A 26,032-nucleotide genomic window follows, 5' to 3' on the forward strand; every position below is an offset into this window, starting at 1 on the left:
TTGGTCACAAGACTGAGAATATGATGATCATCCTATTCCTCAGTAAGGGAATCTATGCGCCGGCTCCGACCTTTCCCCATTGCCGCATGCTTGTTGCCTCTCGCCCTGAGCGCCTGTGGCGAATCTTCCAGCGTTGCAGATCCCCGCACACAGGCGCCACTGGTCAGATCCGCTGCCGTTCAAGCATCAGCCGATGTCGCTCGCTCTTTCACCGGCGTGGTCGCGGCGCGTGTTCAGGGCGACCTGGGGTTTCGCGTTTCGGGCAAGGTGCTCGAACGTTTGGTGGATACAGGGCAGGCCGTCAAGCGGGGGCAGCCGCTGATGCGTCTCGACCCGATTGATCTCGGACTGCAAGCGCGGGCGCAGCAGGCGGAGGTCATAGCGGCTCGCGCCCGCGCCAAGCAGACAGCCGACGACGAGGCTCGCTATCGCAAACTGGTCGGCGTTGGCGCCATTTCGGCATCAGCCTACGACCAGTACAGAGCCGCCGCGGAGACGGCAAAGGCGCAGCTCAACGCCGCGCAAGCGCAAGCGGACGTAGCGAGTAATGCTTCAGGTTATGCGTTGCTGGTCGCTGATGCGGACGGCGTGGTGGTGGAAACGCTCGCCGAGCCAGGACAAGTGGTCAGCCCGGGACAACCGGTGGTGCGCCTGGCGCGCGCAGGTCAGCGTGAAGCCATCGTGCATTTGCCCGAAACCCTGCGTCCGGCAGCCGGCTCCACCGCACAAGCGAACCTCTACGGGGTCAATTCAGCGGCGGTGACGGCAAAACTGCGGCTGCTTTCGGACTCCGCAGACCGCACGACGCGCACATTCGAAGCGCGCTATGTGCTCGAGGGACCGCTGGCCAACGCACCAATCGGTGCGACCGTGACCCTCAGCATTGCCGACGGCGCCACTCAGACACAGGCGTTACAAGTCCCCATCGCCTCTGTTTACGACCCGGGCAAAGGACCCGGTGTATGGGTGATCGCCGGGACACCGGCAACCGTGAGCTGGAGAGCGGTTCAGGTGCTGGGGTTGAGTGATGATTCGGCCCGCATCGCCGGCGACCTCGCTGCCGGTGAGCAGGTTGTAGCGTTGGGCGCCCATCTGCTGCGCGATGGCGAAGAAGTACGATTGCCGCAGCAGAGCGAAGCCAGCGTTGCCGGGAGTCGTCCATGAGCCAGGGACGCTTCAATCTTTCGGCCATCGCCGTGCGCGAGCGGGCGATCACGGTGTTCCTGATTTTTCTGATTGCTGTTGCAGGGACGTTGTCGTTCTTTCAGCTGGGGCGTGCGGAAGATCCACCGTTTACGGTCAAGCAGTTGACCGTGATTACCGCGTGGCCGGGTGCGACGGCGCAAGAGATGCAGGACCAGGTCGCAGAACCCCTTGAGAAGCGCCTGCAGGAACTCAAGTGGTACGACCGCTCGGAAACCTACACCCGTCCGGGACTGGCGTTCACGATGGTGTCGTTGCTCGATAGCACGCCACCCGCGCAAGTGCAGGAAGAGTTTTATCAAGCGCGCAAGAAACTTGACGATGAAGCCATCAGGCTGCCGTCCGGTGTGATCGGGCCGATGGTCAACGATGAGTTTTCCGACGTGACCTTCGCGCTGTTCGCCTTGAAAGCCAAAGGCGAGCCACAGCGCTTGCTGGTGCGTGATGCCGAAGCCATGCGCCAGCGTCTGCTGCATGTGCCGGGTGTGAAGAAGGTCAACATCATCGGTGAGCAAGCCGAGCGCATCTACGTTTCGTTTTCCCATGACCGGCTGGCCACCTTGGGCTTGTCACCGCAGGACATCTTCGCCGCGCTGAACGGTCAGAACGTGCTGACGCCCGCCGGCTCCATCGAAACCCATGGGCCACAGGTGTTTCTGCGTCTCGACGGCGCCTTCGACAAGGTGCAGAAAATTCGCGACACACCGGTCTCCGTGCAGGGGCGCACACTCAAGCTCTCTGATGTGGCCACGGTTGAACGCGGTTACGAAGATCCTGCCACCTTTTTTGTGCGTAATAACGGCGAAGATGCGCTGCTGCTGGGTGTGGTGATGCGCGAGGGCTGGAACGGTCTGGATCTGGGCAAGGCGCTGGATGCGGAAACCGCGCGGATCAATGCAGAAATACCATTGGGCATGACCCTCGCCAAAGTCACCGACCAGGCAGTCAATATCGACTCGGCGGTCGGCGAGTTCATGGTCAAGTTTTTTGTCGCGCTGCTGGTGGTCATGCTCGTGTGCTTTCTCAGCATGGGCTGGCGGGTAGGCGTGGTGGTCGCCGCAGCTGTGCCGTTGACCCTGGCGATCGTGTTCGTGGTGATGGCCGCCACCGGCAAGAATTTCGATCGCATCACCCTCGGCTCATTGATCCTCGCGCTCGGGCTGTTGGTCGATGACGCGATCATCGCCATTGAAATGATGGTGGTGAAAATGGAGGAGGGCTACGACCGCATCAAAGCGTCCGCGTATGCCTGGAGCCATACGGCGGCGCCGATGCTGTCCGGTACGCTGGTGACGGCAATCGGGTTTTTGCCGAACGGTTTTGCCCAGTCCACTGCCGGCGAGTACACCAGCAACATGTTCTGGATTGTCGGCATCGCACTGATCGCGTCCTGGGTCGTCGCGGTGGCGTTCACCCCGTATCTGGGCGTGAAGTTGTTGCCGGACATCAAGAAGGTCGAAGGTGGCCACGCGGCGATCTACAACACGCCGAATTACAACCGCTTCCGCCGGCTGCTGACCGCGGTGATCGCTCGCAAATGGCTGGTGGCGGGCACGGTGGTCACGCTGTTTTTCGTCGCCGTGCCAGGCATGGGGCTGGTGAAGAAACAGTTCTTCCCAACCTCCGACCGCCCCGAGGTGATGATCGAGGTGCAAATGCCCTATGGGACTTCGATCGAGCAGACCAGCGCCGCCGCCGCCAAGGTCGAGGCCTGGTTGCACAAACAGGATGAGGCGAAAATCGTCACGGCCTATATCGGCCAGGGTGCGCCGCGTTTCTTTTTGGCGATGGCGCCGGAATTACCCGACCCCTCGTTTGCGAAAATTGTGGTGCTTACGGACAGTCAGGAAGCACGCGAAACCCTCAAGTTCCGGCTGCGCGAAGCGGTTGCAGAAGGGCTCGCTCCGGAGGCCCGTGTCAGGGCAACACAAATTGTTTTCGGTCCTTATTCGCCGTTCCCGGTTGCCTACCGGGTGATGGGGCCTGATCCGGCGAAGTTGCGCGACATCGCCGAGCAAGTCCGGGGCGTGCTGCAAGACAGCCCGATGATGAGAACGGTGAACACTGACTGGGGGCCGCTGACCCCGACATTGCATTTCAGTCTCGATCAGGACCGCCTGCAAGCCGTGGGGTTGACCTCGAATGCGGTCGCCCAGCAATTGCAGTTTCTGCTGAGCGGAGTGCCGATCACCGCGGTGCGCGAGGATATTCGTTCTGTGCAGGTCGTCGGGCGTGCGGCGGGCAATATCAGGCTCGATCCGGCGCAAATCAAGGGTTTCACCTTGGTCGGCGCGACGGGACAACGCATCCCTTTGTCGCAGATCGGCGAGGTCGATGTGCGTATGGAAGATCCGATTCTGCGCCGCCGTGATCGCACGCCGACCATCACCGTGCGTGGCGACATTGCCGAAGGCTTGCAGCCACCGGATGTATCGAGTGCGATCATCAAGCAGTTGCAGCCGATCATCGACACGCTGCCGTCCGGTTACCGCATCGAGCAGGCGGGTGCCATCGAGGAGTCCGGCAAGGCGGGCAAGGCGATCCTGCCGTTGCTGCCGATCATGATCGCCTTGACGTTGCTGATCATCATTGTGCAGGTGCGTTCGATCGCGGCGATGATCATGGTCTTCCTCACCTCTCCATTAGGCTTGATTGGCGTGGTGCCGACGCTGCTTATCTTCAATCAGCCGTTTGGCATCAATGCGCTGGTCGGGTTGATTGCGTTGTCGGGGATCCTGATGCGCAATACGCTGATTCTGATCGGGCAGATCCATCACAACACGCTGGAAGGGCTGGACCCGTTCCACGCCGTGGTCGAAGCCACGGTGCAACGTGCGCGACCGGTCCTGCTGACGGCAATGGCGGCGATCCTGGCGTTTATTCCCCTGACACACTCGGTGTTCTGGGGCACGCTGGCCTACACCCTGATCGGCGGCACGTTCGTCGGTACCATCATGACGCTGGTGTTCCTGCCTGCGATGTACTCCATCTGGTTCAAGATTCGCCCTGCTAACAAGGCTCAGACTGAAACAGTCAGATTGGCGTAGCTAAAAAAGCCCTTGATAGAGGCCCGCTTTCGCGGGCCTCTTCGTTCCCACGTCAAAGCGTGGTGATCTGCCCGTTGCGATCCAGTTCATACACCTTATTCCCCTGCAATTTCTCCTTCAGCCACCGCTCCGCTTTACCCAGCGGCCGTTGCCGCGCCCAGAGCAAATCCACACCAATCTGCCAGTCGGTATGCGGATACGCCGAGAGCTGCAGTTCCACCAGTTCCCCCTTGGCCAGTTCACGCTGAACAAGCTGGCGGGGCAGGGTGGCCCAACCGAGCCCGGCGCGGACCATTTCCAATAACGCCAGATAACTTTCCGCCTGCCACAACTGGGTCGAGCGCAGGTATTCGCTGCTCGGCAGTTTGCTCGCGTGGGCGCTGAAGGCCAGGCGCCGGTGGACGTGCAGGTCGTCGAAGCTGACGTTATCGAGTTGCGCCAATGGATGCTCGGGGTGGCAGACGTGCAGCATGATCAGTTTGCCCAGTTGCTGGAACGCCAGTTCCTTGGGGTAGCCGGGCTGCGAGAACGCCACGCCGAGTACCGCTTCGCCGCTGCTGACCAGTTCGCTGACGTCGCCGTACACCGGATGGCGGATGATCAGGTCGACGAAGGGGAACGCGGCTTCGAAGGCTTTGAGCACCGGCATGATCGGGCCGTATGGCGTTTCAATCGCCAGTGTCAGGCTGGTTTCGACGTTGTCCGAAAGGCAATCGGCGTGGGCTTCGAAGGTCATGCAGCGTTCGAGTACGGCTTCGGCCTGCACCAACAATTTGTGGCCGCTGGCGGTGAGAGCAGGGCTACGGTTGCTGCGATCGAACAGGTCGACGCCAAGGTCGGTTTCGAGGTTGGCAATCGCCGCGCTGATGGTCGATTGGGTCTTGCCCAGTTTGCGCCCGGCGGCGGAGAACGATCCGCTTTTGACCACTTGGACGAACATCAACAGTTGATCGAGTGAGAAGCGCAAGCGGTGGACTCCCGGGTCGAAGATGGGGGTTGAAAGCAGGTAACGAATGCCAGATTCGTGCCATCGAAAAAAGCGATGGTTGCTAATTTGTTTCATCGCAATAAACGTTCAAATATGCCCTCGCGTCAAACGATCTCCGGGGCGGATCTACCCTTCAAACGCCCCTGAGCGCCCGCGATCTCAACAGATGCCGCACCTTCAGGAGCGTGTGAAATGACCACACAACGCATTCATCCGGTGGACGAAGTTTTGCCACTGCGACAGTTGTTCACGTTTGGCTTGCAGCATGTGCTGGTGATGTACGCGGGAGCAGTGGCGGTGCCGCTGATTCTCGGCAGTGCGATGGGGCTTACCTCGGCGCAGGTGGTGTTGCTGATCAATGCCAACCTGTTGACCTCGGGTGTTGCGACGTTGATTCAAACCCTCGGCTTCTGGAAATTCGGCGCGCGGCTGCCGCTGATTCAGGGCTGCTCGTTCATTGCCCTGGCGCCGATGATCATGATCGGCAAGGAATTCGGCCTCAGTCAGATATTCGGGGCGGTGATTGCGGCAGGCTTTATCACCATTGCCCTGGCACCGGTGTTTAGTCGTTTGCTGCGGTTTTTTCCACCGGTGGTGATTGGCAGTCTGATCACCATTATCGGCATCTCGCTGATGCCGGCGGCGGCGATCTGGCTGGGCGGCGGCAATCCCGACTCGGCGGATTTCGGCAATCCGGCGAACTTGTTGCTGGGTTTGGCCACGGTCAGCGTGACGTTGGTGATCTACTCCAAATGCAAGGGCTTCCTCGGCAACCTCAGCGTGCTCATTGGCCTGTTCGTCGGCAGCCTGATCGCAGCGGCTTGCGGCATGACTCACTTCAACCGGGTCAGCGAAGCCGCGTGGTTTGAGCTGAGTGCGCCGATGGCCTTCGGCGCCCCGGAATTCGCGCCGGTGCCGATTCTTATCATGACCCTGGCGATGCTGGTGATCATGGCCGAGACCACCGGCAACTGCCTGGCGATTGGCAAATTGACCGGCAAACCGACCACGCAACAGACCCTCGGCAACGCGTTTCGCGCCGACGGTTTGTCGACCATGCTCGGCGGCTTGTTCAACAGTTTTCCTTACAACGCCTTCACCCAGAACACTGGTTTGATTGCGCTTTCCAACGTCAAAAGCCGCTTCGTCGTGGCCGCTGCCGGGGCAATCATGGTGTTGATGGGTTTGTTCCCGAAACTCGGCGCGCTGATCGCCGCGGTGCCGACGCCGGTGCTCGGTGGCTGCGCGATCGTCATGTTCGGCATGACCACGGTGGCGGGGATTCAGGAACTGTCGCGGGTGCAATTCGAGGGCACGCGCAACGGCATTATCGTCGCCGTATCGGTGAGCGTCGGCGTCCTGCCGATGTCCTTTCCGGCGCTGTTCGAACACGTCGGCCCGACCCTGAAACTGGTGCTCGACAGCGGGATATTCCTCGGAGCGATCACCGCCATCGTCCTCAACATCCTGCTCAACAACGATAAAAAATCGACCGAAACCATCGGCGCTGAACTGGCCGACTGACTTTTGTTTTCCACTGCCCAGGAGTTACCCATGAATCAATTCACTCAGCTCATCCCGGCCGGCGTCAGCGAGCTTGATCTGACCTTGCTGCGCCAGACCATCGCCTTGTCCGAGGCATCGAAGCAACGCGGTCGCCATCCGTTCGCGGCATTGGTGGCCGATCGCAACGGCAAGGTGATTGTCGAAGCGGGGAATAACTCGATGCCGCCGGAAGGCGATCCGACTCAGCACGCGGAGTTGGTGGCGGCCGCCGCTGCGGCAAAACTGCTGTCGCCGCAAGAGCTGGAACTGTGCACGCTGTACACCAGCGCCGAACCTTGCTGCATGTGCGCCGGCGCGGTGTATTGGACCGGGATCGGGCGGGTGGTTTATGCCTTGTCGGAGCATGCGCTGCTGGGGTTGACGGGCGATCACCCGGAGAACCCAACGTTCTCGCTGCCGTGCCGCGAGGTGTTCGCCAAGGGGCAGCGCAAGGTCAGTGTGTTGGGGCCGATGCTGGAGGGGGAGGCGGCTGAGCCGCATAAAGGCTTCTGGTCGTAAACTGTTGTCCGCTTCACAAGGGCCAGCGAAGCGCAAACAGCAAAGGGCTTGAATGCCGCGCATCCTCGGATGCGCGGCAGACTATCGTTTCGACACTCACGAATCTATCGCGAAAGGAACCTCGCTTTTACAACGCAAACGTAGTCCCCCGAGTATTCACAAACAGCGAATAGATCGAGTGACTGCTGGCCATGAACAACCGATTCCCTTCGCGTCCCCCAAAGCACAAATTCGGGCAGCGCTCAGGCAGCGAAATATGCCCGATGGCCTTGCCCTGCGCATTGAAAACGCGCACGCCGTCGAGTTTTTCCAGGTCGGCCTTGGGGTCGCCATTGCCGCCCCAGCCGCACCACAGATTGCCCGCTTCGTCGCACTTGATGCCGTCGATCGCGGCATAGTCCAGCCCTTCGATATGCTTGCGGCGTTCGCCGAGTGTGCCATCGTCCTTCACGGCAATCGCCCAGATCAAGCGATTGGGCTTGGCGCGACCTTCGACGACGTACAGGGTTTTTTCATCGGGAGAAAAGCACAGGCCATTGGGGCCGTTGAGGTCGTCGATGACCCGCGCAACTTTCTTGCTCTCGCCGTCGATGCGGTACACGGCGTGGGGTTGGCTCGGGGTGATCTTGTGGCCTTCATAGTTGTTGCCGGTCTGAAACGGCGGGTCCGTAAACCAGATCGATCCGTCACTTTTGCAGACGATGTCGTTGGGCGAGTTGAAGGGCTTGCCGTCGAAGCTGTCGGCCAAAACGGTGATCGTGCCATTGGCTTCGGTGCGCGTGATGCGCCGGCCTTCGCTGGTAGTGGTGGAGCCTTCGCAGACGATCAGACGTCCCTGGCGATCCCGGCACATGCCGTTGGAGAAGTTGGAGTGTTCGCGGTACACGCTGAAGGTGTCGGTGATTTCGTCCCAGCGCATGATGCGATTGTTGGGAATGTCGCTGACCAACAAATAGCGGCCATCACCGACCCAGACCGGTCCTTCGGCCCAGCGCATACCGGTGGCAAGTTTTTCAACACTGGCGTTGAAAATACGCAGCTCCAGGAAGCTGTCGTCGAGGATATGAATCAGCGGGTCAGGGTAGCGCTGACTCAAGGGTTCGGCGGCCTCGGCGATCCGCGTCAGTGCGGTGCTGCCGACGGTGGCGAGCGTGGCGGAAACAGCGAGAGACTTTTTCAGGAAGCTGCGGCGGGTATTGCCTGGCGCTCGGTCGAGGCTTGCAGGCGTGGCGGACAGGGATGAGGCCATGTAGCGATCTCCGTGGTTTTATTTTTTTTCGGGGAGACGTAGTAATACCCTGTGATAGGACATCGTACAAGTTGTTCGTTGCGCGACGTGTAGGTAGCGGTGGAAAGCCAGTGAGCATCATGACCTCCACCGTAGAATTGGTATGCGATAACTTCGTGTCCTGCGGGCAAGGACAGCTTTTAGTCAACCATCACCTCATCCAGTGCCTGCTCAAGCAGGCTGACCGTGCGCTCGATATTCTGCAGCTTCTCCAGCCCGAACAGACCGAGGCGGAAGGTCTGGAAGTCGGCCGGCTCGTCGCACTGCAACGGCACGCCGGCCGCGATCTGCAGGCCGTGGTGGGCAAATTTCCTGCCGCTCTTGATGTCGGCATCATCGGTGTAGCTCACCACCACGCCAGGCGCCTGAAAGCCGACTGCGGCCACGCTTTTGAAGCCCTTGCCGGTCAACAGCGCACGCACCCGATCACCCAGCGCCTGTTGTTCATCGCGAACCTTGTCGAAACCGTAGGCTTGCGTCTCTTTCATCACATCGTTGAAGCGCGCGAGGGAATCGCTGGGCATGGTCGCGTGATAGGCATGTCCGCCCTGTTCGTAGGCCTGCATGATCTGCAGCCACTTTTTCAGGTCGCAGGCGAAGCTGCTGCTTTGCGTCTGTTCGATACGCTCGAGGGCCAGAGCGCTGAACATCACCAGCGCGCAGCAAGGGGAGGCGCTCCAGCCTTTCTGTGGTGCGCTGATCAGCAGGTCGACGGCGCATTGGTGCATATCCACCCAAATTGTGCCGGAGGCGATGCAGTCCAGCACAAACAGACCACCCACCGCATGCACGGCGTCGCCGACGGCCCGCAGGTAGTCGTCGGGCAGAATAATCCCGGATGAAGTTTCAACGTGGGGCGCGAAGACCACTTTCGGTTTCTGTGCGGCGATGGCTGCCAGCACTTCGTCCAGCGGCGGCGGGGCGTAGGCTGCCTGGCGCCCCGGCTCGACCGGCCGGGCTTTGAGAACTTTAGTGTCCGCCGGGATGTTGCCCATATCCAGAATCTGGCTCCAGCGATAACTGAACCAGCCGTTGCGTATCACCAGACACTGTTGGCCAGTGGCGAACTGTCGCGCCACCGCTTCCATGCCGAAGGTGCCACTGCCCGGAACCACCGCCACCGCTTCGGCGTGGTAGACCTGTTTCAGAGTCGTGGAAATATTCTTCATCACGCCTTGAAAGGACTGCGACATGTGGTTCAGCGAGCGGTCGGTGTAGACCACGGAGTACTCGACCAATCCTTCGGGATCGATGCTCGGATAGAGCTTTGACATGGTGACTCCTTGGGCAGAGAGGTAAACATCTTTGGCAAGCAAGTGTAGGCAAAGGGCAGGGAACAGCTCATTGATTCGCGCAAATGAGGTTAGAGTGCTCGGCAATGTCTCAATCGTTGCGTGAACCATGAAGCTGCCGCTGTTTATTTCTCTGGATGGGCCCAAGGGCACCGGCAAAACCACACTGCTGGAGGCCGTGACCGCCGCGCTGCGGGCAGACCAGCATAAAGTCATCCGGCTGTGCGAGAGAAAAAGCGATCCCTACCGCGGCGAAACCATGGCGCTGGTCAACCAACTCGCCAGACATCCCTCGCGGGATCTGGAGTGGGCGGTGTGTCAGCGCCTTGCGGATAGCCGTCGCTGGATTTCTGAGCGGGTGCTGCCCAAACAGCCGTTGGACAGCATCATCCTGATCGACCGCTGGTATCCGTCAGATGCCGCATTTCGCCATAGCGTGCCGTTTGCCGAGATTCTGCAGTTGAACATGCAGCGAGGCGTGCGCGTGCCGGATCTGCACGTCGGCGTTGTCACCGCACCTGATATTTCATGGGCGCGGGCAACGGCACGCTCGCGGGGACTGGGCGGCACGGTGATCCAGAAACACGCAGAGCACGTTGTGTGTAGCGAGATGTTCGAAAAAGCGGTTGCCGATCACGGCTGGGTGTTGTGCCGTAACGAAGGAACCATCGAAGCCGCGACGACTCAGGTAGTTGCAGAGATCTATAAGGTGCTTGGCTGATTGTCGCTGCCCAGGCGCTGGTTGAACTTGAATTTCAGGTTTCTCTGATCTGAGCTAACCGTACTGACGGATCCCACGCCCCCCATGCTTACAAACCTCTGGTATGTCGTTCTCCCATCGTCGCAGTTGACTGATGGACTGATGCCGGTTCGATTGCTCGGACAACCGTTCGTGGCGTTCCGCGATGACGCGGGTGTCGCTCACCTGCTCTCGGATATCTGCGTGCATCGCGGCGGCTCGCTGTCCGCCGGCAGCAAAGTGGGCAACAGCGTGCAATGTCCCTATCACGGCTGGCGGTTTGGCGGTGATGGTGTCTGCACGCAGATACCGGCGCAGCCCGACCTGCGGATTCCCGCCAAGGCCCGCGTCGATGCGTACCCGACGCTGGAGCGCTACGGTTGGATCTGGGCGTTTTTAGGTGATCTGCCGGAGTCTGAGCGCCCACCGTTGCCGACGCTCGACTGGATCGACGATCCCGCCATCCGCGTGGTCTCGGGCCACTTTGACTGGCAGGCCAGTTGGGACCGGATTATCGAAAACGGTCTGGACTTCGCGCACGCACCGTTTGTCCATGGTTCAACCTTCGGCGATCCGGATCATCCCGAGATTGAATCATTCGAGGTCGACAGCGATGCATGGAGCGGCACCGCCCAGATGCTCATGCGCAGGCCAGCACGCAAAGGGCTGCTGCGGCGCAAATCCTCCACCGAGTTTGTCAGTGTGGTCACCGTTCCGGGTTTCCATTTGTCCGGGCCGTGCACAACGCTTGAACTTGAGTTACCCAACGGCTGGCGGATCTACATCGTCTCGGCGCATGTGCCGATTGACGCCAATCGCACGCGCACCTGGTGGATGATGGGCAGAACGTTCCTGCGCTCGCGACTGCTGGATCGTCGGTTCATTGCCAGCAATATCCGCATCTTCGAACAAGACCACGTCGTGCTTAAAAACGTGCGGCCCGAGCGCGTGCCCGACTCCTTTCAGCAGGAGGTGTCGTTGAAATCCGACGCACTGCAGATTGCATTCCGCAAAGACGTACAGGCACTGGAACAGCGCGGCTGGCGCATCGATGAAGAGCGTCTTGCGCGAACCTTCACCGGGCGCAAGGCCTGCGCAGTGCCCAGCCCTGAACGTCGTCAGATTCGCGCTTGGGCGATCGAGCCGATTCCGCTTCTGGACATCAGCCAAGAAGAGGAATGACTGTTCCTGAGGGCATACATCTTGCTTTGCTAACAAAAACTATTCCGATAGCTAGCAAAGAGAGAGCCTGCAAACATGATCGCAACCTCCAGTCGTGCGGTGATCTGTACGCCTCATGCCGAAGCCAGCGCCGCCGGCCTGCGGATTCTTGAAGCGGGCGGCACGGCCATCGATGCCATGCTCGCGGCCAGTGCCATGCTCGCCGCAGTGTTCCCGCACATGACCGGGCTGGGCGGCGATGCCCTATGGATGATCCACGACAAACAAGTGCGCACCATCGTGGGGATTGGCCAGGCCGGGCAACGTTTGCCGGAGGGCGGAATCATCACCGTGCGCGGTCCGGCGTCGGTGGCCAGCACAGCAGGCGCGCTGGCGAGTTGGCGGACCGCCGCCGACATCAGTCGTCACCAGTGGGGCTCACGACTCGGTTGGTCTGATCTGTTGACAGACGCCGCGAGCGTGGCCGATGCCGGTATCGAGGTTTCGCGATCGCAACTGTTCTGGCAAACCCTGCGGCGCCCGCTGATCGAGCAACTGCCGGACCTGCATCGGCTGTGCAAGCGCGATGGGCAGTGGCTGCGCGAGGGCGATACCCTGCGCCAACCCGAACTGGCCAACACCCTGCGGCATCTGGCCAGACATGGCGTCGAGGATTTCTATCACGGCGAACTGGCCGAAGCTTTCGGAGCAGCCTTTGATGGCCTGGGCTGCGGCTTGACGACAGCCGATCTGGCGGCGACCCGAGCGCCGGAAGTCGCACCGGTCTCGGTACGCTATCGCGCTGGCCGCCTCTACAATGTCGCGCCGCCATCCCAAGGTTTGTACACGTTGCAGGCCATGGCCGCGCTGCAACACAAGCCGCTGGCAGACGTTGGCAACGGCAGCGCGCTTTACTATCACTATCTGGTCGAAGCCATCAAACAAGGCTTGCTGCGGCGCAATGCGCAGCTGTGCGATCCGCTGAGCCAACCGTGGGATTTCGCCGCCAGCCTGGAGGACGCGCAGATTCAGGCGTATGCCGCTGCCATCGATGACCGGCGTGCCGCGCCGTGGAACGAGCCGGGGCGACCTGCCGATACCGTGTGGATGGCCGCGACCGATGCCGAAGGGCGGACGGCCTGCCTGATCCAGAGCCTGTTCCATGACTTCGGTTCGGGCTGCATGCTCGGCGACACCGGTGTGTTGTGGCAGAACCGCGCGGCGGGTTTCAACGCCAACCCCGAACACGTCAACGGCTGGGCGCCCGGCAAGCGTCCGGCGCACACGCTCAATCCTTCCTGCTATCTGGCTGACGATGGCCGCCGCTGGTTCTTCGGCACCCAGGGCGGCGATGGCCAGCCGCAGACGCAAATGGTCCTGGCGACGCAACTGATCGACTTTCAGCAGCCTGTTGACCAGGCGCTGCTGACCCCGCGTTTTCTGCTGGGTCGCAGCTTTTTCGACAGCACGGACAATCTCAAACTGGAAGGCGATATGCGCGCCAGCACCATTGAAGGCCTCGGCCTGCTCGGGCATGCGGTGGAGATCATTCCGGTGCGCAGCCCCATGACCGGCCACGCCGGCATTATCGCTATTGATGCCGAAGGTCGGCGCAGCGCCATGCATGATCCACGGGGCGAGGGCACGGGACTCGGCCAGGTGGACTGACCTTTGCTATGGGCATTTGCCGGGCCCCGGCGGCTGGCGGATAATGCCGGCCATTGCCCGCCAACCGCAGATGTTGGATTGGCCGGCTTTCTGGACAACAGAGGTAAGGATGGGCTTGAGCACTGTCACCGCCAAACAGCTTGAGGTGCAACGTATCGTCGATGCGCTGTTCAGCGCGATCGCCCAGCATCGACTGCCGCCGGGCACTCGACTGATCGAAGCGCAAATTGTCGAAACCCTGCAAGCCAACCGCAATCACGTGCAGGTAGCGTTGCAGCGTCTGGCGATGCAAAAAGTGGTGACCATCGAAGCCAATCGCGGCGCCATGGTCGCCCAGCCAACGGCACGTGAAGCACGAGATATTTTCAGTGCGCGTCGCGCCATCGAGCGGGCGATTGTCGAGGCGATCACACCGGCAACCATGCGCAAGCAACGGCAGCGCATCGCCACCCACATGAACAACGAACGCAAAGCCACCAACGACACTGATCGCCGCGCCATCGTCCGCGAGCTCAGCGAGTTTCACCTGCTGCTTGGCGAGATCAGTGGCAATGCCGTGCTCAGCGACATCCTCGCCAACCTGATGGTGCGCAGTTCATTGATCGTCGCGCTGTATCAGCGCAATGACGTGCCATCCTGCGCTTCCGATGAGCACCAGGAAATCATCACCGCGCTGGAAAATGGCGATAACGAAAAAGCCGTGGCGGTCATGATCGAGCATCTGGATGAACTGGAAGCGCAGTTGGCGCTGGATGAAAGTGTGCCTGCCGAGTTCAACCTCAAGCAGGCGTTGATTGATTAAGTCGCTTTCATCAACGTTGCCGCCGGCCGGCTGAACGTCTGGCGTCCGCCCTTGAAGCCCATCAGCGGTGCGCTTATTTCGGCGATCACCGCCGCTGGCGAAGGCGCGTCGAACACAATGAAATCGGCGCGGCAACCTGGGCGCACACCGTAATCCTTCAATCTGAGCAGCGCGGCCGACTCGCTGGATACCCACGCCAGGCATTGCAGCAATTCCGCCACCGTACCCATCTGGCTGACGTTGGCGAACAGGTTGGCCTGACGAATCAACGACGCGTCGCCATACGGCGTGAACGGGTTGCCGATGTTGTTGGTGGAAACCGAGCACCTCACGCCGCACGCGTGAAGATGCGCCAGCGGCGCCAGCCCTCGGGGTTTGTTGTGAAACGCCTCGCGGCCCAGCAAAAACAGATCGGTGCTTGGCAGGCAAGTCACCTGCACGCCTGCTTTAGCCAGATGCAGAGCCAGCACCGTCAGTGGCTCACGGGGCAGCGTCGACAGCTTGGTCGCGTGACCGATGGTGACGCGACCACCCCAGCCGTGCAGCTGCGTGCAGCGTGCCACTTCCATGACCGTCATGCCCTCGCTGTTCAGGTCGAAATCCAGGTGCAGGTCCAGGTCGCAGTCGTAGCGCACTGCCAGTTCGAACAGACGCTGGATCTGCCCGTGCGGGTCGCTGTCCATGTAGGGGCAGCCGCCAAGTACGGTGGCGCCGCTTTCCAGAGCCTGGCAGAGCAGGGCTTCAGTTCCCGGATTGTTCAGCATGCCCTCTTGCGGAAATACACAGATTTCCAGGCTGATGGCCCAGGCGTAATCCGCCTGCAAACGGCGAATCGCGTTGAATCCGGTCAGGCCAATCTGCGGGTCCAGTTCGACATGGGTGCGCATGTGCGTCGTGCCTTGCACGATCGCCTTGTCCAGCACCTGCGCACCGCGCTGATAGACATCGTCTTCGGTGAACTCGGCTTTCGCCGCGCGGGTTTGCGCGACGGCTTCGGCCAGCGTGCCTTCCTGCAGATGACAGCGCTGCATGATGCAGGCCTTGTCCAGATGGATATGGCTTTCGATCAGCCCCGGCAGGATCAACCGGCCTTGCAGGTCAAGGGTTTGCCAAGGGCTGACGGTCGCGCTGAAGCGGTCGACAAAGTAGCCGTTCTCGACGTAAAGCTCAGTCACGCGGTGATCGCTGCCCAGCCGCGCATTGATGATTTTCAGAGCGCTCATGCGCTGGCCCCTTCACCCAGATAAGCGGCTGCCAACGCTTTGTCGGCGCGCAGTTCGGTGGAGCCGGCGGCTTTGACAATGGTCCCGGTTTCCAGGACATAAGCGCGATCTGCCACTTGCAGCGCGAGGTTGGCCATTTGATCCACCAGCAGGATGGTCACGCCCTCGTCGCGCAGGGCGGCCAGTGCGTCGTACAACTCGCCGATCATCGCGGGCGACAAACCCAGTGACGGCTCATCGAGCAGAAGAATGCTGGGCTTGGCCATCAGGCCACGACCCACGGCGACCATTTGTTGTTCGCCCCCGGAAAGCAGGCCTGCCGGGTTGTCGATGCGGTCGCGCAGGCGCGGGAAGCGCTTGAGGATGGCCTCGATTTCAGCCTCGGCATCGAAGGACTCGCGGCGCGAATAGCCACCGAGCAACAGGTTGTCGCGCACACTCAGGTAAGGGAAGACCTGACGGCCTTCCGGCACCAGGGCCAGACCTTTGGCGGCGATCGTGCTGGCGCTGGCCAGTTCGATGTTTTCGTTGTCCAGCACAATGCTGCCGCTGGTGGCGCGATGCAGACCGGCCAGACACTGCAGGATGCTCGATTTTCCCGCGCCGTTAGCGCCGAGAATTGCCACCAGTTCACCGGGATTGACCAGCAGGTTGACCTTGTCGACCACGGCTGAGGCGCCGTAATCGATCACCAGATCCTGCACGTACAATCGCGCATCGCGGCTGCCGTTCCAGGCTTGCGCGCGCGGTGTGGCTTGATACTCGGTACCGCCCAGATACGCCGCGATGACCTGCGGATTTTGCCGGATTTCAGCCGGCGGCCCCGACGCAATCGGCTTGCCGGCGTCGAGCACCAACAGCTGCTCAGACACCGACATCACCAACGCCATATCGTGCTCGACCAGAATCACTGTCAGGCCAAAGTCCGCCAGTTTGCGCAGCAATAAGGCGAGATCATCGGTGTCACGACGACTCAGGCCCGCTGCGGGTTCATCCAGCAACAACACCGCAGGCGCCGTGGCCAGTGCGCGGGCGATTTCCACCAGGCGACGATCGACATGAGGCAGATCCTCGGCAGCAATATTCACTTCGCCGCGATAGCCGACCAAGGCCAGTAGATCCAGGGCCAAGCTGCGTTGCTCGGTGGTGGACAGGCTGAACGGCCAGCCCATGCGTCCCTGCTGCATCGCCACCAGAAGGTTGTCCATGACCGACATTTCGCCGAACAGCAAAGTCGTCTGATAGGTGCGAGCAATCCCGGCCCGGGCGCTCTTCCAGGCAGGCAGCCCCGCCAGCGGTTGTTGCAGTTCGATCTGGCCACTGTCCGGCACATAAAAACCGCTGATCATATTGAGCACAGTGGTTTTACCAGCGCCGTTAGGGCCGATGATGCTGGTGATGCTGCCAGCCGGTGCATGCAGGCTGACGTGTTGCGCCGCCTGCACGCCACCGAAGCGAATGCCGATATCGCTGACGCGCAATCCGCAATTCGGGCCACGGCTGCGTAGATGCGCGGCAATGCGCTGCTGATTGAACTGCGTGGGTGGCAGCAAGCGAACCGGTTTGCTCCAGCGTCGGGCGAGGGCGCCCAGCAAACCGTTGGGTGCGATCCATAGCACCAACAGCAGCAAAGTGGAAAAGATCAGCAAGCGATACTCGGCAAAATCCGACAGCAACTCCGGCACCAGCACAATCAACAGCGCGCCAATCAGCGGCCCGAACAACCGGCCGCTGCCGCCGACAATTACCGCCAGCACAAACAGAATCGACTGCGAAAACGGAAAGGATTCAGGGTTGATGAACATCAGCAGCGGCGCGAGCAAGCCGCCCGCCAGTCCGGTCAAAGCCGCCGACAAGGCAAACGCCAGGGTCTTGCTGATCACCGGATTGAAGCCCAGCGAGCGCGCGGCAATTTCCGAGGCTTTCACCGCGAGCATGGCTTTGCCCCAGCGACTGTGGCTCAGGCGCTGAAAAAAGAGCAGGGCGCCAATCATCAGCGCCGCCGCCAACAAAGCAAGGAAGATTGACGGGTCGAGGCCGGCAAATTCCGGCATCGGGATGCCCATCAAACCGTTGGAGCCACCGGTGACGTCACGCCATTCGATCAGGCTGTGATGCACCACAAAAGCAAACGCAATGGTGATCATCGCCAGATACGGACCGCTAACGCGAAGGGCAGGAATTGCCAACAGCGCGCCAATCACCCCGGCCGCCACACCGGCGATCGGCAGAGCCAGCCACAACGGCCAACCCGCCAAGGTCAGCAGTGCCGAGACATAGGCACCGATCGCATAGAAGGCTATATGGCCAAAGGAAATCTGCCCGCTGAGGCCGATCAGAATATTGAGGCTCACGCCGACCACTGTCGCCAGCGCGCACAGGGTAAAAACCAGCAATGAGTAGCTGTCGAGTGTGAACGCCATGACGCCACACGCGACAGCGAGCAGGGCGATGAGCAGAGTAGGCATGCTTTTCATACTTTCACCAATGCCTGGCTGCCGAACAGACCGTTGGGACGAATCGCCAGCGCGACGATGACCAACGCAAAGGTAAAGATCTGCGTGAAGGCCGAGCCGAAATACATCGTGATCAGCGCTTCCGTCAGACCAAATAACAGGCCTGCCGTGAAGACACCGCCGGCACTGGTGATGCCGCCGAGAATGGCCACGGCAAAGGCTTTGAGGCCGAACAGCATGCCCATTTCCGCGTTGACGCTGAACAGCGGCGCAATCAACAAACCGGCCACGGCTGCAAATACCGTGGAAACCGCAAAGGCAATGGCGACCACCCGATTGACGTTGATCCCCATCAGCATTGCTGCGCGGGGATTCTGCACGCAGGCTTCCAGCACTTTGCCCAGCCGGGTGTAACGCCGCACCAGATACAGCGCCAGGGCAATCGCCGCGCCTGCCAGTGGAATAAGCATTTGCAGGGCGCCGACGTTGCTGCCAAACAGCTCGACATTCAGGTTGGCCAGACTGCTTTCAAACTGGCGCGGCTCCTTGCCGAAGGTGAACAGCGCGAGGTTGTCCACCAGAATTCCTCCGGCCACCGTCGCCATCAGCCAGGCCTGTGAGCCACGACTGTGGAAGGGCCGTACCAGCCAGCGTTCAATTGCCAGGCCATAGAGCGCACAGAGCAACAATGTCAGCGGCAGCGCGAGCCACAGCGACCAGCCCCAGTTAATGCAAAAGGTGTAGCCCAGCACCGCGCCGACCATCATGGCGCTGCCTTGGGCAAAATTGACGGTGCGCGAGACGACGTAGGTCAGGTGAAACCCCAACGCCAGCAACGCGTACATGCTGCCGAGGCCAAGCCCGGAGATGATGGCGGCGGTGTACATGGCTTACTCCTCAGGCTTGAGCGGCACGATCTGGTCGTTGACGAAGTGCGTGAACAGGTAATCGTCCGGGCCTAACGCGTCATGCTTTGCTGGGGTAAAGGGTTGCTGGTAGTGCTTGATCAAGCCGGCGTAGTCGCTGATGGCGTAAAAGCCGTCGCGGATCGCCTTGCCGTCGGTACTGCCGGCTTTTGCCATCGCCAGAGCGGCGAGGTGCAGACCGTCGTACGCATTGGCAATGCCGACCGCTGGCGTCACGTCGGCCAGCGTCTTGATCTGCGGGTAAGCCGTTTTCAACGCGGCCAACAAGGCATCGCCCTTGGCGCTGTTGTGCTCGGTGAACACGTAGGTCTGGATGAAATGCACGCGCGATGCATTCGGCCCGGCCAACTCACCAAAACGACCACCGGCCGGCCCCCAGTGCGAGACGACCGGCACGTCCCAACCCATGCGATCCAAAGACTTCACGACTTGCGCGGAAGGGCTGACGTTACCGACGAGGAGGAGGGTGTCTGCACCGGCGTTTTTCAAGCGGGTCAGCTGCGGCACGACGTCGAGATCGCTGTCCTGTATACGCTCGACACCGGCGCTGGCCATGCCACGTTTTTCCAGGGCGCGCTTGAGGCCAGCCTCGTTGGACTCGCCCCACGGGTTGTTGATGAGGATCATCCCCGGCTTCTTCATGCCGTGGTCGACGCCGTATTTCACCAGGGCTTCATCGACCAGCTCATCGACGGCGGAAACCCGGAATACGTAGTTGTCGGCGGCGCCGTTCTCGGTGATTTTCGTCCCCGCCGCCCAGATGCCCATGAACGGCACTTTCATCTGGTTGACCAATGGCACGATGGCCAGGGAAACCGGCGTATCGAGGCCACCAAACAGCACCGCGACTTTTTCGCGCTGGACCAGTTCACGAGCGGCGAGGATGCCCTTGGACGGGTTGCTTTCATCGTCGCGACGGACCAGTTCCAGCGGGCGCCCGAGCACGCCGCCACTGGCATTGACCTCATTGATGGCCATGGTCAAACCGCGAGTCAGGGCTTCACCGGACTTGGCCGACTGCCCCGAAAGCGCGGCGACCAGACCGATCTTGATCGGCGGCTCGGCCGCTTGCGCGCCACCGGACATGGCCAGGTTGAGCGTGACTGCCGCAGCCACGGGAAACAGCAGACGCTGCAGGTTTTGAAGCCGAGTAGCCATAGTTGATTCTCCTGATTGCTAGCAGTTATAAAATTATTGCTAGCAAGTAGGGTGCCACTCGGTCTGGCTATCAAAACTCCGGCTTTTGCAGCGTTGTGTGGCGAGTTGGCGCTCCAAATGGAGGCGTTCTGCACCACGCGGAAGCGCGTTTATTGCTGCGGCGCTGGCTCACCACTCAAGGCATCGACCATGGGCGGATGCTCCTGCACAGCCTGTCGCAAGTCTTCGGTCACCCGCAGCTCAGCGCCCGTCGGCGAGAACGTTGCCGCCGCTGCGAACGGCGCGGGATTGGCCGGGACCGGGCGTTTGCCACGTCGCCACAGAAAGAAAGTGACCATGCACAGATTGACCAGTGCGAAGACCCAGAACAGACCATTGGCGCCGAAGGAATTCATCACCGGCGAAATCATCATCGGACTGATCGCCGAACCCAGCGAGTTGATCAACAGCAAGCCCTGAATCATCGGCACCAATGCTTCGGCAGGCGCACGGTCGGCGGCATGGCTGACGGCAACCGGGTACAGCGCAAACACGCCGCCACCGAGCAGAAACAGCATCACCGCGAGCATTGTCGCGGACAACGGCAACAGCACGATCACCAGCGATAACACGGTGCACGCCACCGTCAGAATCGTCAGCACCTGCAGGCGATCCTTACGGTCGGACCAACGCCCGACCGGGTATTGCAGAAGCATCGCGCCGAGGATGGTCCAGGCCATCATGCTGCCGACTTCACTGACATTCAGCCCGGCGCGTTGCAGGTATAGCGGCAGCAAGGTGTAGATCGCCGCGATGGTGACACCCGAGCCGAAACAGCCGACCAGCCCGGTCGGCGTCACGCCCAACAGTTGTCGAGGCTTGAGCGGTTCCACCTGATCGAGCAGCGGCGACACGCGCGGCAGGATCACGATCGGCAGCACCGACAACGACGCGAGCATGCCGGCAACCATGAACGGTGCGCTGTCGCTCAACCCGGTGATTTTTCCCAGCGCTGCCTGGCCCAGTACACCGGCGCCGTACAAGACGATCATGTACAACGCGAGCAAGCGCCCGCGAATCTTCGCGTCGCCCGCCAACAGCAGCCAGCTTTCGATCACCAGAAACACGCCGACCGTGGCCCAGCCATTGATCAGGCGCAGCGCGAACCAGCCCCAAGTGTCATAGAACAATCCCTGCAGCAGGATGGTCACGGCGATCAGCGAAGCAAAGCTGCCGTAGGCGCGGATATGGCCGATACGCAAAATCAAGCGGTCATTGAATACGGCACCCAGGGTCAGCCCGATGAAGTAGGCCGATGAAACGACGCCGATCATCGTCGCTGAAGCGCCGGCAGCGTCCAGTCGAAGGGTGGTCAGCGAAGACAGGAAACCGTTGCCCAGCGCAACAATGAACAGCCCGAGCAGGGGCGCCAGCGCCATGGCCAGCAAACGCGGAGACATAAAAACCTCAAGAGATCGAACAGCGCAACGTGCGCCTCTGCGCATGCGATTGCCAAGCCGGGGTGTGTGGTGCGGGTGCCCGCCGAACGGGCAGGGCGGTTGGGTACGCTGCGGTCACCAGATCCGGCGACTGCGAGAGCGCGCGGGATTCTAAGGCTTGTGCGGAATTTTCCAATGGCTGTTTGCTGCGACAGTTGGACGCAGGTCAATCAAGGCTGAGTCATAACGACAGCTCATCCTTTGCAGGGCAAAAATGTTCCTTTATTGATGCTCTTTCGCTGGTTAGCCTGTGCGGTCGAGTTGCCATTTTGTGCCAGGAGTCATGATGCTGATCAAAGGTGAGCGGGCCGCCACAGCGTGTGGTTTGGTGGCGATTGTTTTGTGGAGTACCGCCGCCGGATTGATCAGGGGCGTCAGCGAGCACTTCGGCCCGCTGGGTGGCGCTGCGATGATTTATTCGCTGGGCGCCATGCTGTTGCTGGTATTTCTCGGCCGCCCGCGGATTCGTTCGACATCCAGACTCTATCTGCTGCTCGGCAGCGCATTGTTCGTCGCTTATGAGGTGTGCCTGTCGTTGGCGCTGGGTTTCGCCAGTGATCGCCATCAAGCCATCGAACTGGGCGTGGTCAATTATCTGTGGCCGTGCCTGACCGTGGTGCTGGCGATCGTCATGAACGGGCAGAAAACCCGCTGGTTCATCATTCCCGGCTCCGCGCTGGCGATTTTCGGCATCTTGTGGGTGGTCAGTGGCGAGGGGTTGTCGCTGCCGGGGATTGTGCGCAATGTTCAGTCCAACCCGTTGAGCTACAGCCTTGCATTGACCTGTGCGATCACCTTTGCGCTGTATTGCAATGTCACGCGTCGCTATGCCGGCGGGCAGAATCTGGTGGTGCTGTTTTTTGTGCTGACGTCCGTCGTACTGTGGGGGAAGTGGTACGTGAGCCAGGAACAGATTCCGCCATTCACTTGGGAAAATTCCCTGGAGCTGCTGGCTGCCGGAATCGCCATGGCCGGCGGTTACGCACTCTGGAACATCGGCATCCTGCGGGGAAACCTGACCTTGCTGGCGACCGCGTCCTACTCCGCACCGGTGCTGTCGTCGGCGTTCGCCGCGCTGTGGCTGGGCGTCAGTTTGCAGATGCAGTTCTGGCAGGGCGCCGTGCTGGTGACGGTGGGCTCGCTACTGTGTTGGCAGGCGACCCGGCAGCACAAGGTTTCCCAGGCAACTCCGATCAAGGTCAGCGTGGGCGAACCCCCTCACTGAAAGAGACCTTAGCGGTCACCCCTTGCCTGATGCTAAATTGCGGCTGTCACAAGTCTCCCGCAATTGAGTCTCGACAGGCTCAGAGAAATTCAGTGTTGATGCTCTTTTATGTGCAAAAGAAGCTGGCCGAAGCAGGCCAGAAAAACGCCAGTGCAATGGCTGATCAATAGTGGGGACTGAAATTTAGAATGCGCCGCTTAATAGCTCATGGATGTGTTGTTGTCAGTGTTGCGATGCTGTGTTCAGGATGTACCTCCTATGCGACCGTGCCGACAATCAACGAGCGAGCCGGAAATGGAACACAGGAAATCATCTCCAGCTTCAGTTACGAAATAGACTCTCCCTGGAAAAACAGTCGCCTTGGCAAAGACGCCTATGCGCTGACAAAGAACATGATTCCAAATGCGCAGGATCTCAGCTCCAGCCCCACAGCCTCGAGCCGCCCTGCACTGGACATAAAAATCTCGGAATTTTCATTGGGTGGCGCTTGCACGCAAGAGTATTTGACGGGGTTGAGTTTTGGTTTGATTCCGAGTTGGTGTACAAGGCCCGACCTGTTCAAGTTTGAGTTCATTCTGAATAAAGAAAACGGCGTTTGCAGGCAAAAAACCTATTCAGTAAACGCCACAACGGTTTCACATCTCGTGGTGATTCCATTTGCACTGTCGCAGCCCGACAATCGACCACTGACCCTTTATCAGGCTTCGCTAAAAGATTTCCTTCAAGCCGATCAATGTTCCAAAGGCTTGTGACCAGCGCATCAGGCTTTCAAAAATCTCGCGGCGTAACTGACAAACAACAATAGAAAAACCAAGCCACCCAACGCGACCACCAGCGTACTGAGGTGCGCAACCATGCCGATAAATGCCGGCCCCATGAGAATGCCGGCATAGCCCATGGAGATGATCGCCGGGATGGCGGTGCGCTGGGGCATGCGCTGTTGCCGGCCCGCCGCGGTAAACAGCACCGGGACAATGTTCGAGCATCCGATACCGACCAAGGCATAGCCCAGCAATGACGCCTGCCAGCTCTCGAACACCAGCGAAACCAGCATGCCTGCCGCCGCGCAGATCCCGCCCAGCGCCACCACGCGAACGCCACCCAGTCGGCTGACGATGGCGTCTCCGGTCAGGCGCCCGAGCGTCATCGCCGCTGCAAAACTCGCATAACCCAAACCGGCGTAGCTGGGTTCCATTGCGCGTTGCGAGGCAAGGAAAACCGCGCTCCAGTCGAGCATGGCGCCCTCAGTCAGGAACACAATGAAGCACAGGCAGCCCAACAGGAGCACGATCCCTCGTGGAATTGCCAACAACGGGCCATCTCTCTCGGTGCCATAGGGCAGCAAACCTGGCGCAGCCTTGTACAGCGCGGCAAGGATGATTGCCACCAGGCACAGCACGGACAGCAGCGGATCCAGCCCCAGGCTGAGCATCGCCGTCATGGCCCCGGCACCGGCGATGCCACCGACACTGTAGAGCCCGTGGAACCCGGATTGCAGGGTTTCGCCGCTGTTCTTTTCAACAATGATCGACTGGATATTGATTGCGCAATCGAGCATGCCCATGCTCGCGCCGAACCCCAGTACGGCAAGTGCCAGCCCCGGCAGCCAGGTCAGATGGCTGAGCATCGGCAGCACCGAACACAACGCGAGCGTTGAGCAGATGATCACTGGCCGGCAGCCAAAACGTGCGGTCAGGTAACCGGCAAATGGCATGGCGACGATCGAGCCGATACCAAATCCCAGCAACAACAGGCCCAGTCCACCGTCGTCCAGCCCCGTGCGCGCTTTGACTAACGGCACGAGTGGCGCCCAGGCCGACATCACGATGCCGGTGATCAAGAATATGATGCGGGTCGACACGCGTTCGCCGTAGTTTGCATAAGTCGCCACGGATGATGTCGGGGTGTTCATTGAGGCGGACATCCTTATCGGTGTCTCCCGGTTTTTTTGGCTACAAGCCGGAATAACAGCTTTTCGAAGCAAAAGAGTCCCTTCCAGCATCCGTCGGGATGCTGGAAGGGAGGAGGAGTGGAACTGGTGAGGAGAACGGATCAGCCAACAGACTTCAAAGGGATGGGGCCTTTGAGCCGATCCATCATGGTCGCGCAGTACCAGTCATCGAACTGACAAACGCCGGTCTCGGCGGTTTCCGAATAAGGACCCGGTTCGTACGACGGCGATGTCACGCCACGCTGGGTGCCTTCGACCAGCGTGCGGTCCTGATCGTTGGTGGCAATCCAGACTTTGGTCAGGCGATCGATATTGTAGTCAACGCCTTCCACCGCCGTGCTTGGAACGAGCCACTTGGTGGTGACCAATGTTTCCGTAGCGCTGATCGGCAGCACGCGAAAGCTCAACGCATGGTCACCGAGGAAGTGATTCCAGGTGGAGGGGTAGTGGAAGTACAGCAGCGCGCCAATGTCCGCTTCAGCTGTCTTGTCCAGGCGCCCGGCAACGGCTGGTTTGCCGTCCATGGTGTAGCTGACGGCACCGGATGACAGGGGAATACGGGTCATGCGGAACTGGCCGTTGATATCCATCACCAAACGGCTTGGCAACCCGGCGCTTTCGCACTTGGACCAGTAAGCCGACAGCTCTGGATCATCTTCGCCACTGACGCCGCCTACCGAAAGGTTATCGACGAACGAGTGCAGCAGCTCCGGGTGCGAGCCGTCGCAGTGATAGCACTCGCGATTGTTTTCGAAGACCAGCTTCCAGTTGCCTTTCTCGATGATGTTCGATTCGAACGCCACTTTGCAGTTTTCAAGATAGTGCGGCGCAATGAAAGGGCTGACGGCTTTGCGGAAACCTTCGAAATCAGGAGCCTTGGCGGCCACGCAGACATAAATGTAGGTGTCGACGATCTCGCAGTGAACGCTTTTCAGGCTGTATTGGGATTTGTCGAAATCCTGGCCCATGTTGCCAGCGAACAACAGGTTGCCGTCCAGCTCGTACGTCCACTTGTGATACGGGCAAACCATCTTCGCCACTTTGCCGTGATCGGCTTCGCAGATTTTCGCGCCACGGTGACGGCAGGCGTTATGGAACGCCCGGACCTCGCCGTCTTTGCCGCGTACCACTGCAACGGGATAGTCCCCGATCTGCAGGGTGAAATACTGCCCCGGTTTGGTGATTTCAAAGGTGTGGCCGGCGAAAATCCAGTCCTTGTGCCAGATCTGCTCAAGATCCTGGCGGTAAACGCTTTCACTGCTGTAAAGAGCGCCCGGCAGCGAGTGCCAGGGTTTGCGCTGTGCGATCAGGTCAAAAACGCTTTCTTTATTCATTATTATCCTCCCAGGGCGACATAGCCCTC

At 60.3% G+C, this 26,032-nt stretch carries 20 protein-coding genes; 10 read left to right on the plus strand and 10 right to left on the minus strand.

Going from position 1 to position 26,032, the window contains the following annotated elements; translation table 11 throughout:
- The first annotated feature begins 54 nt into the window (after window positions 1-54).
- Window positions 55-1,164 carry an efflux RND transporter periplasmic adaptor subunit gene (locus tag CQ009_RS12175; RefSeq protein ID WP_105706425.1) on the plus strand — a complete coding sequence of 370 codons (1,110 nt, stop codon included), beginning with the start codon at window positions 55-57 and terminating at the stop codon, window positions 1,162-1,164.
- The gene (locus CQ009_RS12180) at window positions 1,161-4,250 is read left to right on the plus strand and encodes an efflux RND transporter permease subunit (protein ID WP_105706427.1); all 3,090 of its coding nucleotides are present in this window, start codon (window positions 1,161-1,163) and stop codon (window positions 4,248-4,250) included. Before CQ009_RS12175 ends, CQ009_RS12180 begins: the two co-directional genes overlap by 4 nt.
- 52 nt (window positions 4,251-4,302) lie before the next feature.
- Here the strand turns inward: CQ009_RS12180 and CQ009_RS12185 are convergent, their stop codons facing one another.
- Window positions 4,303-5,217 carry a LysR family transcriptional regulator gene (locus CQ009_RS12185; RefSeq protein ID WP_105706429.1) on the minus strand — a complete coding sequence of 305 codons (915 nt, stop codon included), beginning with the start codon at window positions 5,215-5,217 and terminating at the stop codon, window positions 4,303-4,305.
- 213 nt (window positions 5,218-5,430) lie between these two features.
- On the opposite strand from CQ009_RS12185, the gene CQ009_RS12190 reads away from it, so the two are divergent.
- Entirely contained in the window at window positions 5,431-6,762 is a 1,332-nt protein-coding gene (locus CQ009_RS12190; RefSeq protein WP_105706431.1) for a nucleobase:cation symporter-2 family protein, read from the plus strand.
- Between the two features lie 30 nt (window positions 6,763-6,792).
- Window positions 6,793-7,302, plus strand: a complete 510-nt coding sequence (locus CQ009_RS12195; RefSeq protein ID WP_008077533.1) for a nucleoside deaminase — start codon at window positions 6,793-6,795, stop codon at window positions 7,300-7,302.
- 127 nt (window positions 7,303-7,429) lie between these two features.
- Here CQ009_RS12195 and CQ009_RS12200 read toward each other — a convergent pair whose 3' ends face one another.
- Both CQ009_RS12200 and CQ009_RS12205 read right to left on the minus strand, forming a co-directional pair.
- Complete coding sequence (locus CQ009_RS12200; protein ID WP_105706433.1) at window positions 7,430-8,551, minus strand: SMP-30/gluconolactonase/LRE family protein; 1,122 nt, start codon at window positions 8,549-8,551, stop codon at window positions 7,430-7,432.
- Window positions 8,552-8,730: 179 nt separating this feature from the next.
- A complete protein-coding gene (locus tag CQ009_RS12205) occupies window positions 8,731-9,864 on the minus strand; it encodes an aminotransferase class V-fold PLP-dependent enzyme (RefSeq protein ID WP_105706435.1) in 1,134 nt (377 codons plus the stop codon).
- Between the two features lie 127 nt (window positions 9,865-9,991).
- Here CQ009_RS12205 and CQ009_RS12210 point away from each other — a divergent pair, with 127 nt between their 5' ends.
- The 4 genes from CQ009_RS12210 (at window position 9,992) to CQ009_RS12225 (ending at window position 14,252) form a co-directional block, all read left to right on the plus strand.
- On the plus strand, window positions 9,992-10,603 hold the full coding sequence (locus CQ009_RS12210; protein WP_064390013.1) for a dTMP kinase: 612 nt from the start codon (window positions 9,992-9,994) through the stop codon (window positions 10,601-10,603).
- An 84-nt stretch (window positions 10,604-10,687) separates the two neighbouring features.
- On the plus strand, window positions 10,688-11,803 hold the full coding sequence (locus CQ009_RS12215) for an aromatic ring-hydroxylating dioxygenase subunit alpha (RefSeq protein WP_105706437.1): 1,116 nt from the start codon (window positions 10,688-10,690) through the stop codon (window positions 11,801-11,803).
- A gap of 75 nt (window positions 11,804-11,878) precedes the next feature.
- Window positions 11,879-13,450 carry a gamma-glutamyltransferase family protein gene (locus CQ009_RS12220; protein WP_105706439.1) on the plus strand — a complete coding sequence of 524 codons (1,572 nt, stop codon included), beginning with the start codon at window positions 11,879-11,881 and terminating at the stop codon, window positions 13,448-13,450.
- 109 nt (window positions 13,451-13,559) lie between these two features.
- The gene (locus CQ009_RS12225; protein ID WP_064390016.1) at window positions 13,560-14,252 is read left to right on the plus strand and encodes a GntR family transcriptional regulator; all 693 of its coding nucleotides are present in this window, start codon (window positions 13,560-13,562) and stop codon (window positions 14,250-14,252) included.
- Here the strand turns inward: CQ009_RS12225 and CQ009_RS12230 are convergent.
- The 5 genes from CQ009_RS12230 to CQ009_RS12250 form a co-directional block, all read right to left on the minus strand.
- Window positions 14,249-15,475: an amidohydrolase family protein gene (locus tag CQ009_RS12230; protein WP_064390017.1), complete on the minus strand. Its 1,227-nt coding sequence runs from the start codon at window positions 15,473-15,475 to the stop codon at window positions 14,249-14,251. The two genes, CQ009_RS12225 and CQ009_RS12230, sit on opposite strands and share 4 nt — an antisense overlap.
- Window positions 15,472-17,943: a branched-chain amino acid ABC transporter ATP-binding protein/permease gene (locus CQ009_RS12235; protein WP_256585412.1), complete on the minus strand. Its 2,472-nt coding sequence runs from the start codon at window positions 17,941-17,943 to the stop codon at window positions 15,472-15,474. The genes CQ009_RS12230 and CQ009_RS12235 overlap by 4 nt, the downstream gene beginning before the upstream one ends.
- Before the next feature lie 5 nt (window positions 17,944-17,948).
- Window positions 17,949-18,818 carry a branched-chain amino acid ABC transporter permease gene (locus CQ009_RS12240; protein WP_105706443.1) on the minus strand — a complete coding sequence of 290 codons (870 nt, stop codon included), beginning with the start codon at window positions 18,816-18,818 and terminating at the stop codon, window positions 17,949-17,951.
- A 3-nt stretch (window positions 18,819-18,821) separates the two neighbouring features.
- Window positions 18,822-20,015 (minus strand): ABC transporter substrate-binding protein, encoded by a 1,194-nt coding sequence (locus CQ009_RS12245; protein WP_105706445.1) that lies wholly within the window; start codon window positions 20,013-20,015, stop codon window positions 18,822-18,824.
- Window positions 20,016-20,164: 149 nt separating this feature from the next.
- Window positions 20,165-21,499 (minus strand): MFS transporter, encoded by a 1,335-nt coding sequence (locus tag CQ009_RS12250; protein WP_371920140.1) that lies wholly within the window; start codon window positions 21,497-21,499, stop codon window positions 20,165-20,167.
- A gap of 280 nt (window positions 21,500-21,779) precedes the next feature.
- Between CQ009_RS12250 and yddG the strand changes: the two genes are divergently transcribed.
- The gene (gene yddG, locus CQ009_RS12255) at window positions 21,780-22,718 is read left to right on the plus strand and encodes an aromatic amino acid DMT transporter YddG (RefSeq protein ID WP_105706450.1); all 939 of its coding nucleotides are present in this window, start codon (window positions 21,780-21,782) and stop codon (window positions 22,716-22,718) included.
- 188 nt (window positions 22,719-22,906) lie between these two features.
- The gene (locus CQ009_RS12260; protein ID WP_105706452.1) at window positions 22,907-23,470 is read left to right on the plus strand and encodes a hypothetical protein; all 564 of its coding nucleotides are present in this window, start codon (window positions 22,907-22,909) and stop codon (window positions 23,468-23,470) included.
- A gap of 8 nt (window positions 23,471-23,478) precedes the next feature.
- Here CQ009_RS12260 and CQ009_RS12265 read toward each other — a convergent pair whose 3' ends face one another.
- Both CQ009_RS12265 and CQ009_RS12270 read right to left on the minus strand, forming a co-directional pair.
- The gene (locus CQ009_RS12265; protein ID WP_105706454.1) at window positions 23,479-24,630 is read right to left on the minus strand and encodes an MFS transporter; all 1,152 of its coding nucleotides are present in this window, start codon (window positions 24,628-24,630) and stop codon (window positions 23,479-23,481) included.
- A 140-nt stretch (window positions 24,631-24,770) separates the two neighbouring features.
- A complete protein-coding gene (locus CQ009_RS12270) occupies window positions 24,771-26,006 on the minus strand; it encodes an aromatic ring-hydroxylating dioxygenase subunit alpha (RefSeq protein WP_177430987.1) in 1,236 nt (411 codons plus the stop codon).
- Window positions 26,007-26,032: the final 26 nt, after the last annotated feature.

The sequence above is a fragment of the Pseudomonas sp. MYb2 genome (assembly GCF_002979955.1).
Taxonomy (GTDB): Bacteria; Pseudomonadota; Gammaproteobacteria; order Pseudomonadales; family Pseudomonadaceae; genus Aquipseudomonas.

Coding starts and splice junctions, on each gene's coding strand:
- CQ009_RS12225 (WP_064390016.1), top strand. CDS start 13,560: ATGGGCTTGAGCACTGTCACCGCCAAACAGCTTGAGGTGCAACGTATC.
- CQ009_RS12210 (WP_064390013.1), top strand. CDS start 9,992: ATGAAGCTGCCGCTGTTTATTTCTCTGGATGGGCCCAAGGGCACCGGC.
- CQ009_RS12230 (WP_064390017.1), bottom strand. CDS start 15,475: ATGAGCGCTCTGAAAATCATCAATGCGCGGCTGGGCAGCGATCACCGC.
- CQ009_RS12260 (WP_105706452.1), top strand. CDS start 22,907: ATGCGCCGCTTAATAGCTCATGGATGTGTTGTTGTCAGTGTTGCGATG.
- yddG (WP_105706450.1), top strand. CDS start 21,780: ATGCTGATCAAAGGTGAGCGGGCCGCCACAGCGTGTGGTTTGGTGGCG.
- CQ009_RS12245 (WP_105706445.1), bottom strand. CDS start 20,015: ATGGCTACTCGGCTTCAAAACCTGCAGCGTCTGCTGTTTCCCGTGGCT.
- CQ009_RS12205 (WP_105706435.1), bottom strand. CDS start 9,864: ATGTCAAAGCTCTATCCGAGCATCGATCCCGAAGGATTGGTCGAGTAC.
- CQ009_RS12180 (WP_105706427.1), top strand. CDS start 1,161: ATGAGCCAGGGACGCTTCAATCTTTCGGCCATCGCCGTGCGCGAGCGG.
- CQ009_RS12195 (WP_008077533.1), top strand. CDS start 6,793: ATGAATCAATTCACTCAGCTCATCCCGGCCGGCGTCAGCGAGCTTGAT.
- CQ009_RS12265 (WP_105706454.1), bottom strand. CDS start 24,630: ATGAACACCCCGACATCATCCGTGGCGACTTATGCAAACTACGGCGAA.
- CQ009_RS12175 (WP_105706425.1), top strand. CDS start 55: ATGCGCCGGCTCCGACCTTTCCCCATTGCCGCATGCTTGTTGCCTCTC.
- CQ009_RS12235 (WP_256585412.1), bottom strand. CDS start 17,943: ATGCCTACTCTGCTCATCGCCCTGCTCGCTGTCGCGTGTGGCGTCATG.
- CQ009_RS12220 (WP_105706439.1), top strand. CDS start 11,879: ATGATCGCAACCTCCAGTCGTGCGGTGATCTGTACGCCTCATGCCGAA.
- CQ009_RS12250 (WP_371920140.1), bottom strand. CDS start 21,499: ATGCGCAGAGGCGCACGTTGCGCTGTTCGATCTCTTGAGGTTTTTATG.
- CQ009_RS12215 (WP_105706437.1), top strand. CDS start 10,688: ATGCTTACAAACCTCTGGTATGTCGTTCTCCCATCGTCGCAGTTGACT.
- CQ009_RS12240 (WP_105706443.1), bottom strand. CDS start 18,818: ATGTACACCGCCGCCATCATCTCCGGGCTTGGCCTCGGCAGCATGTAC.
- CQ009_RS12200 (WP_105706433.1), bottom strand. CDS start 8,551: ATGGCCTCATCCCTGTCCGCCACGCCTGCAAGCCTCGACCGAGCGCCA.
- CQ009_RS12190 (WP_105706431.1), top strand. CDS start 5,431: ATGACCACACAACGCATTCATCCGGTGGACGAAGTTTTGCCACTGCGA.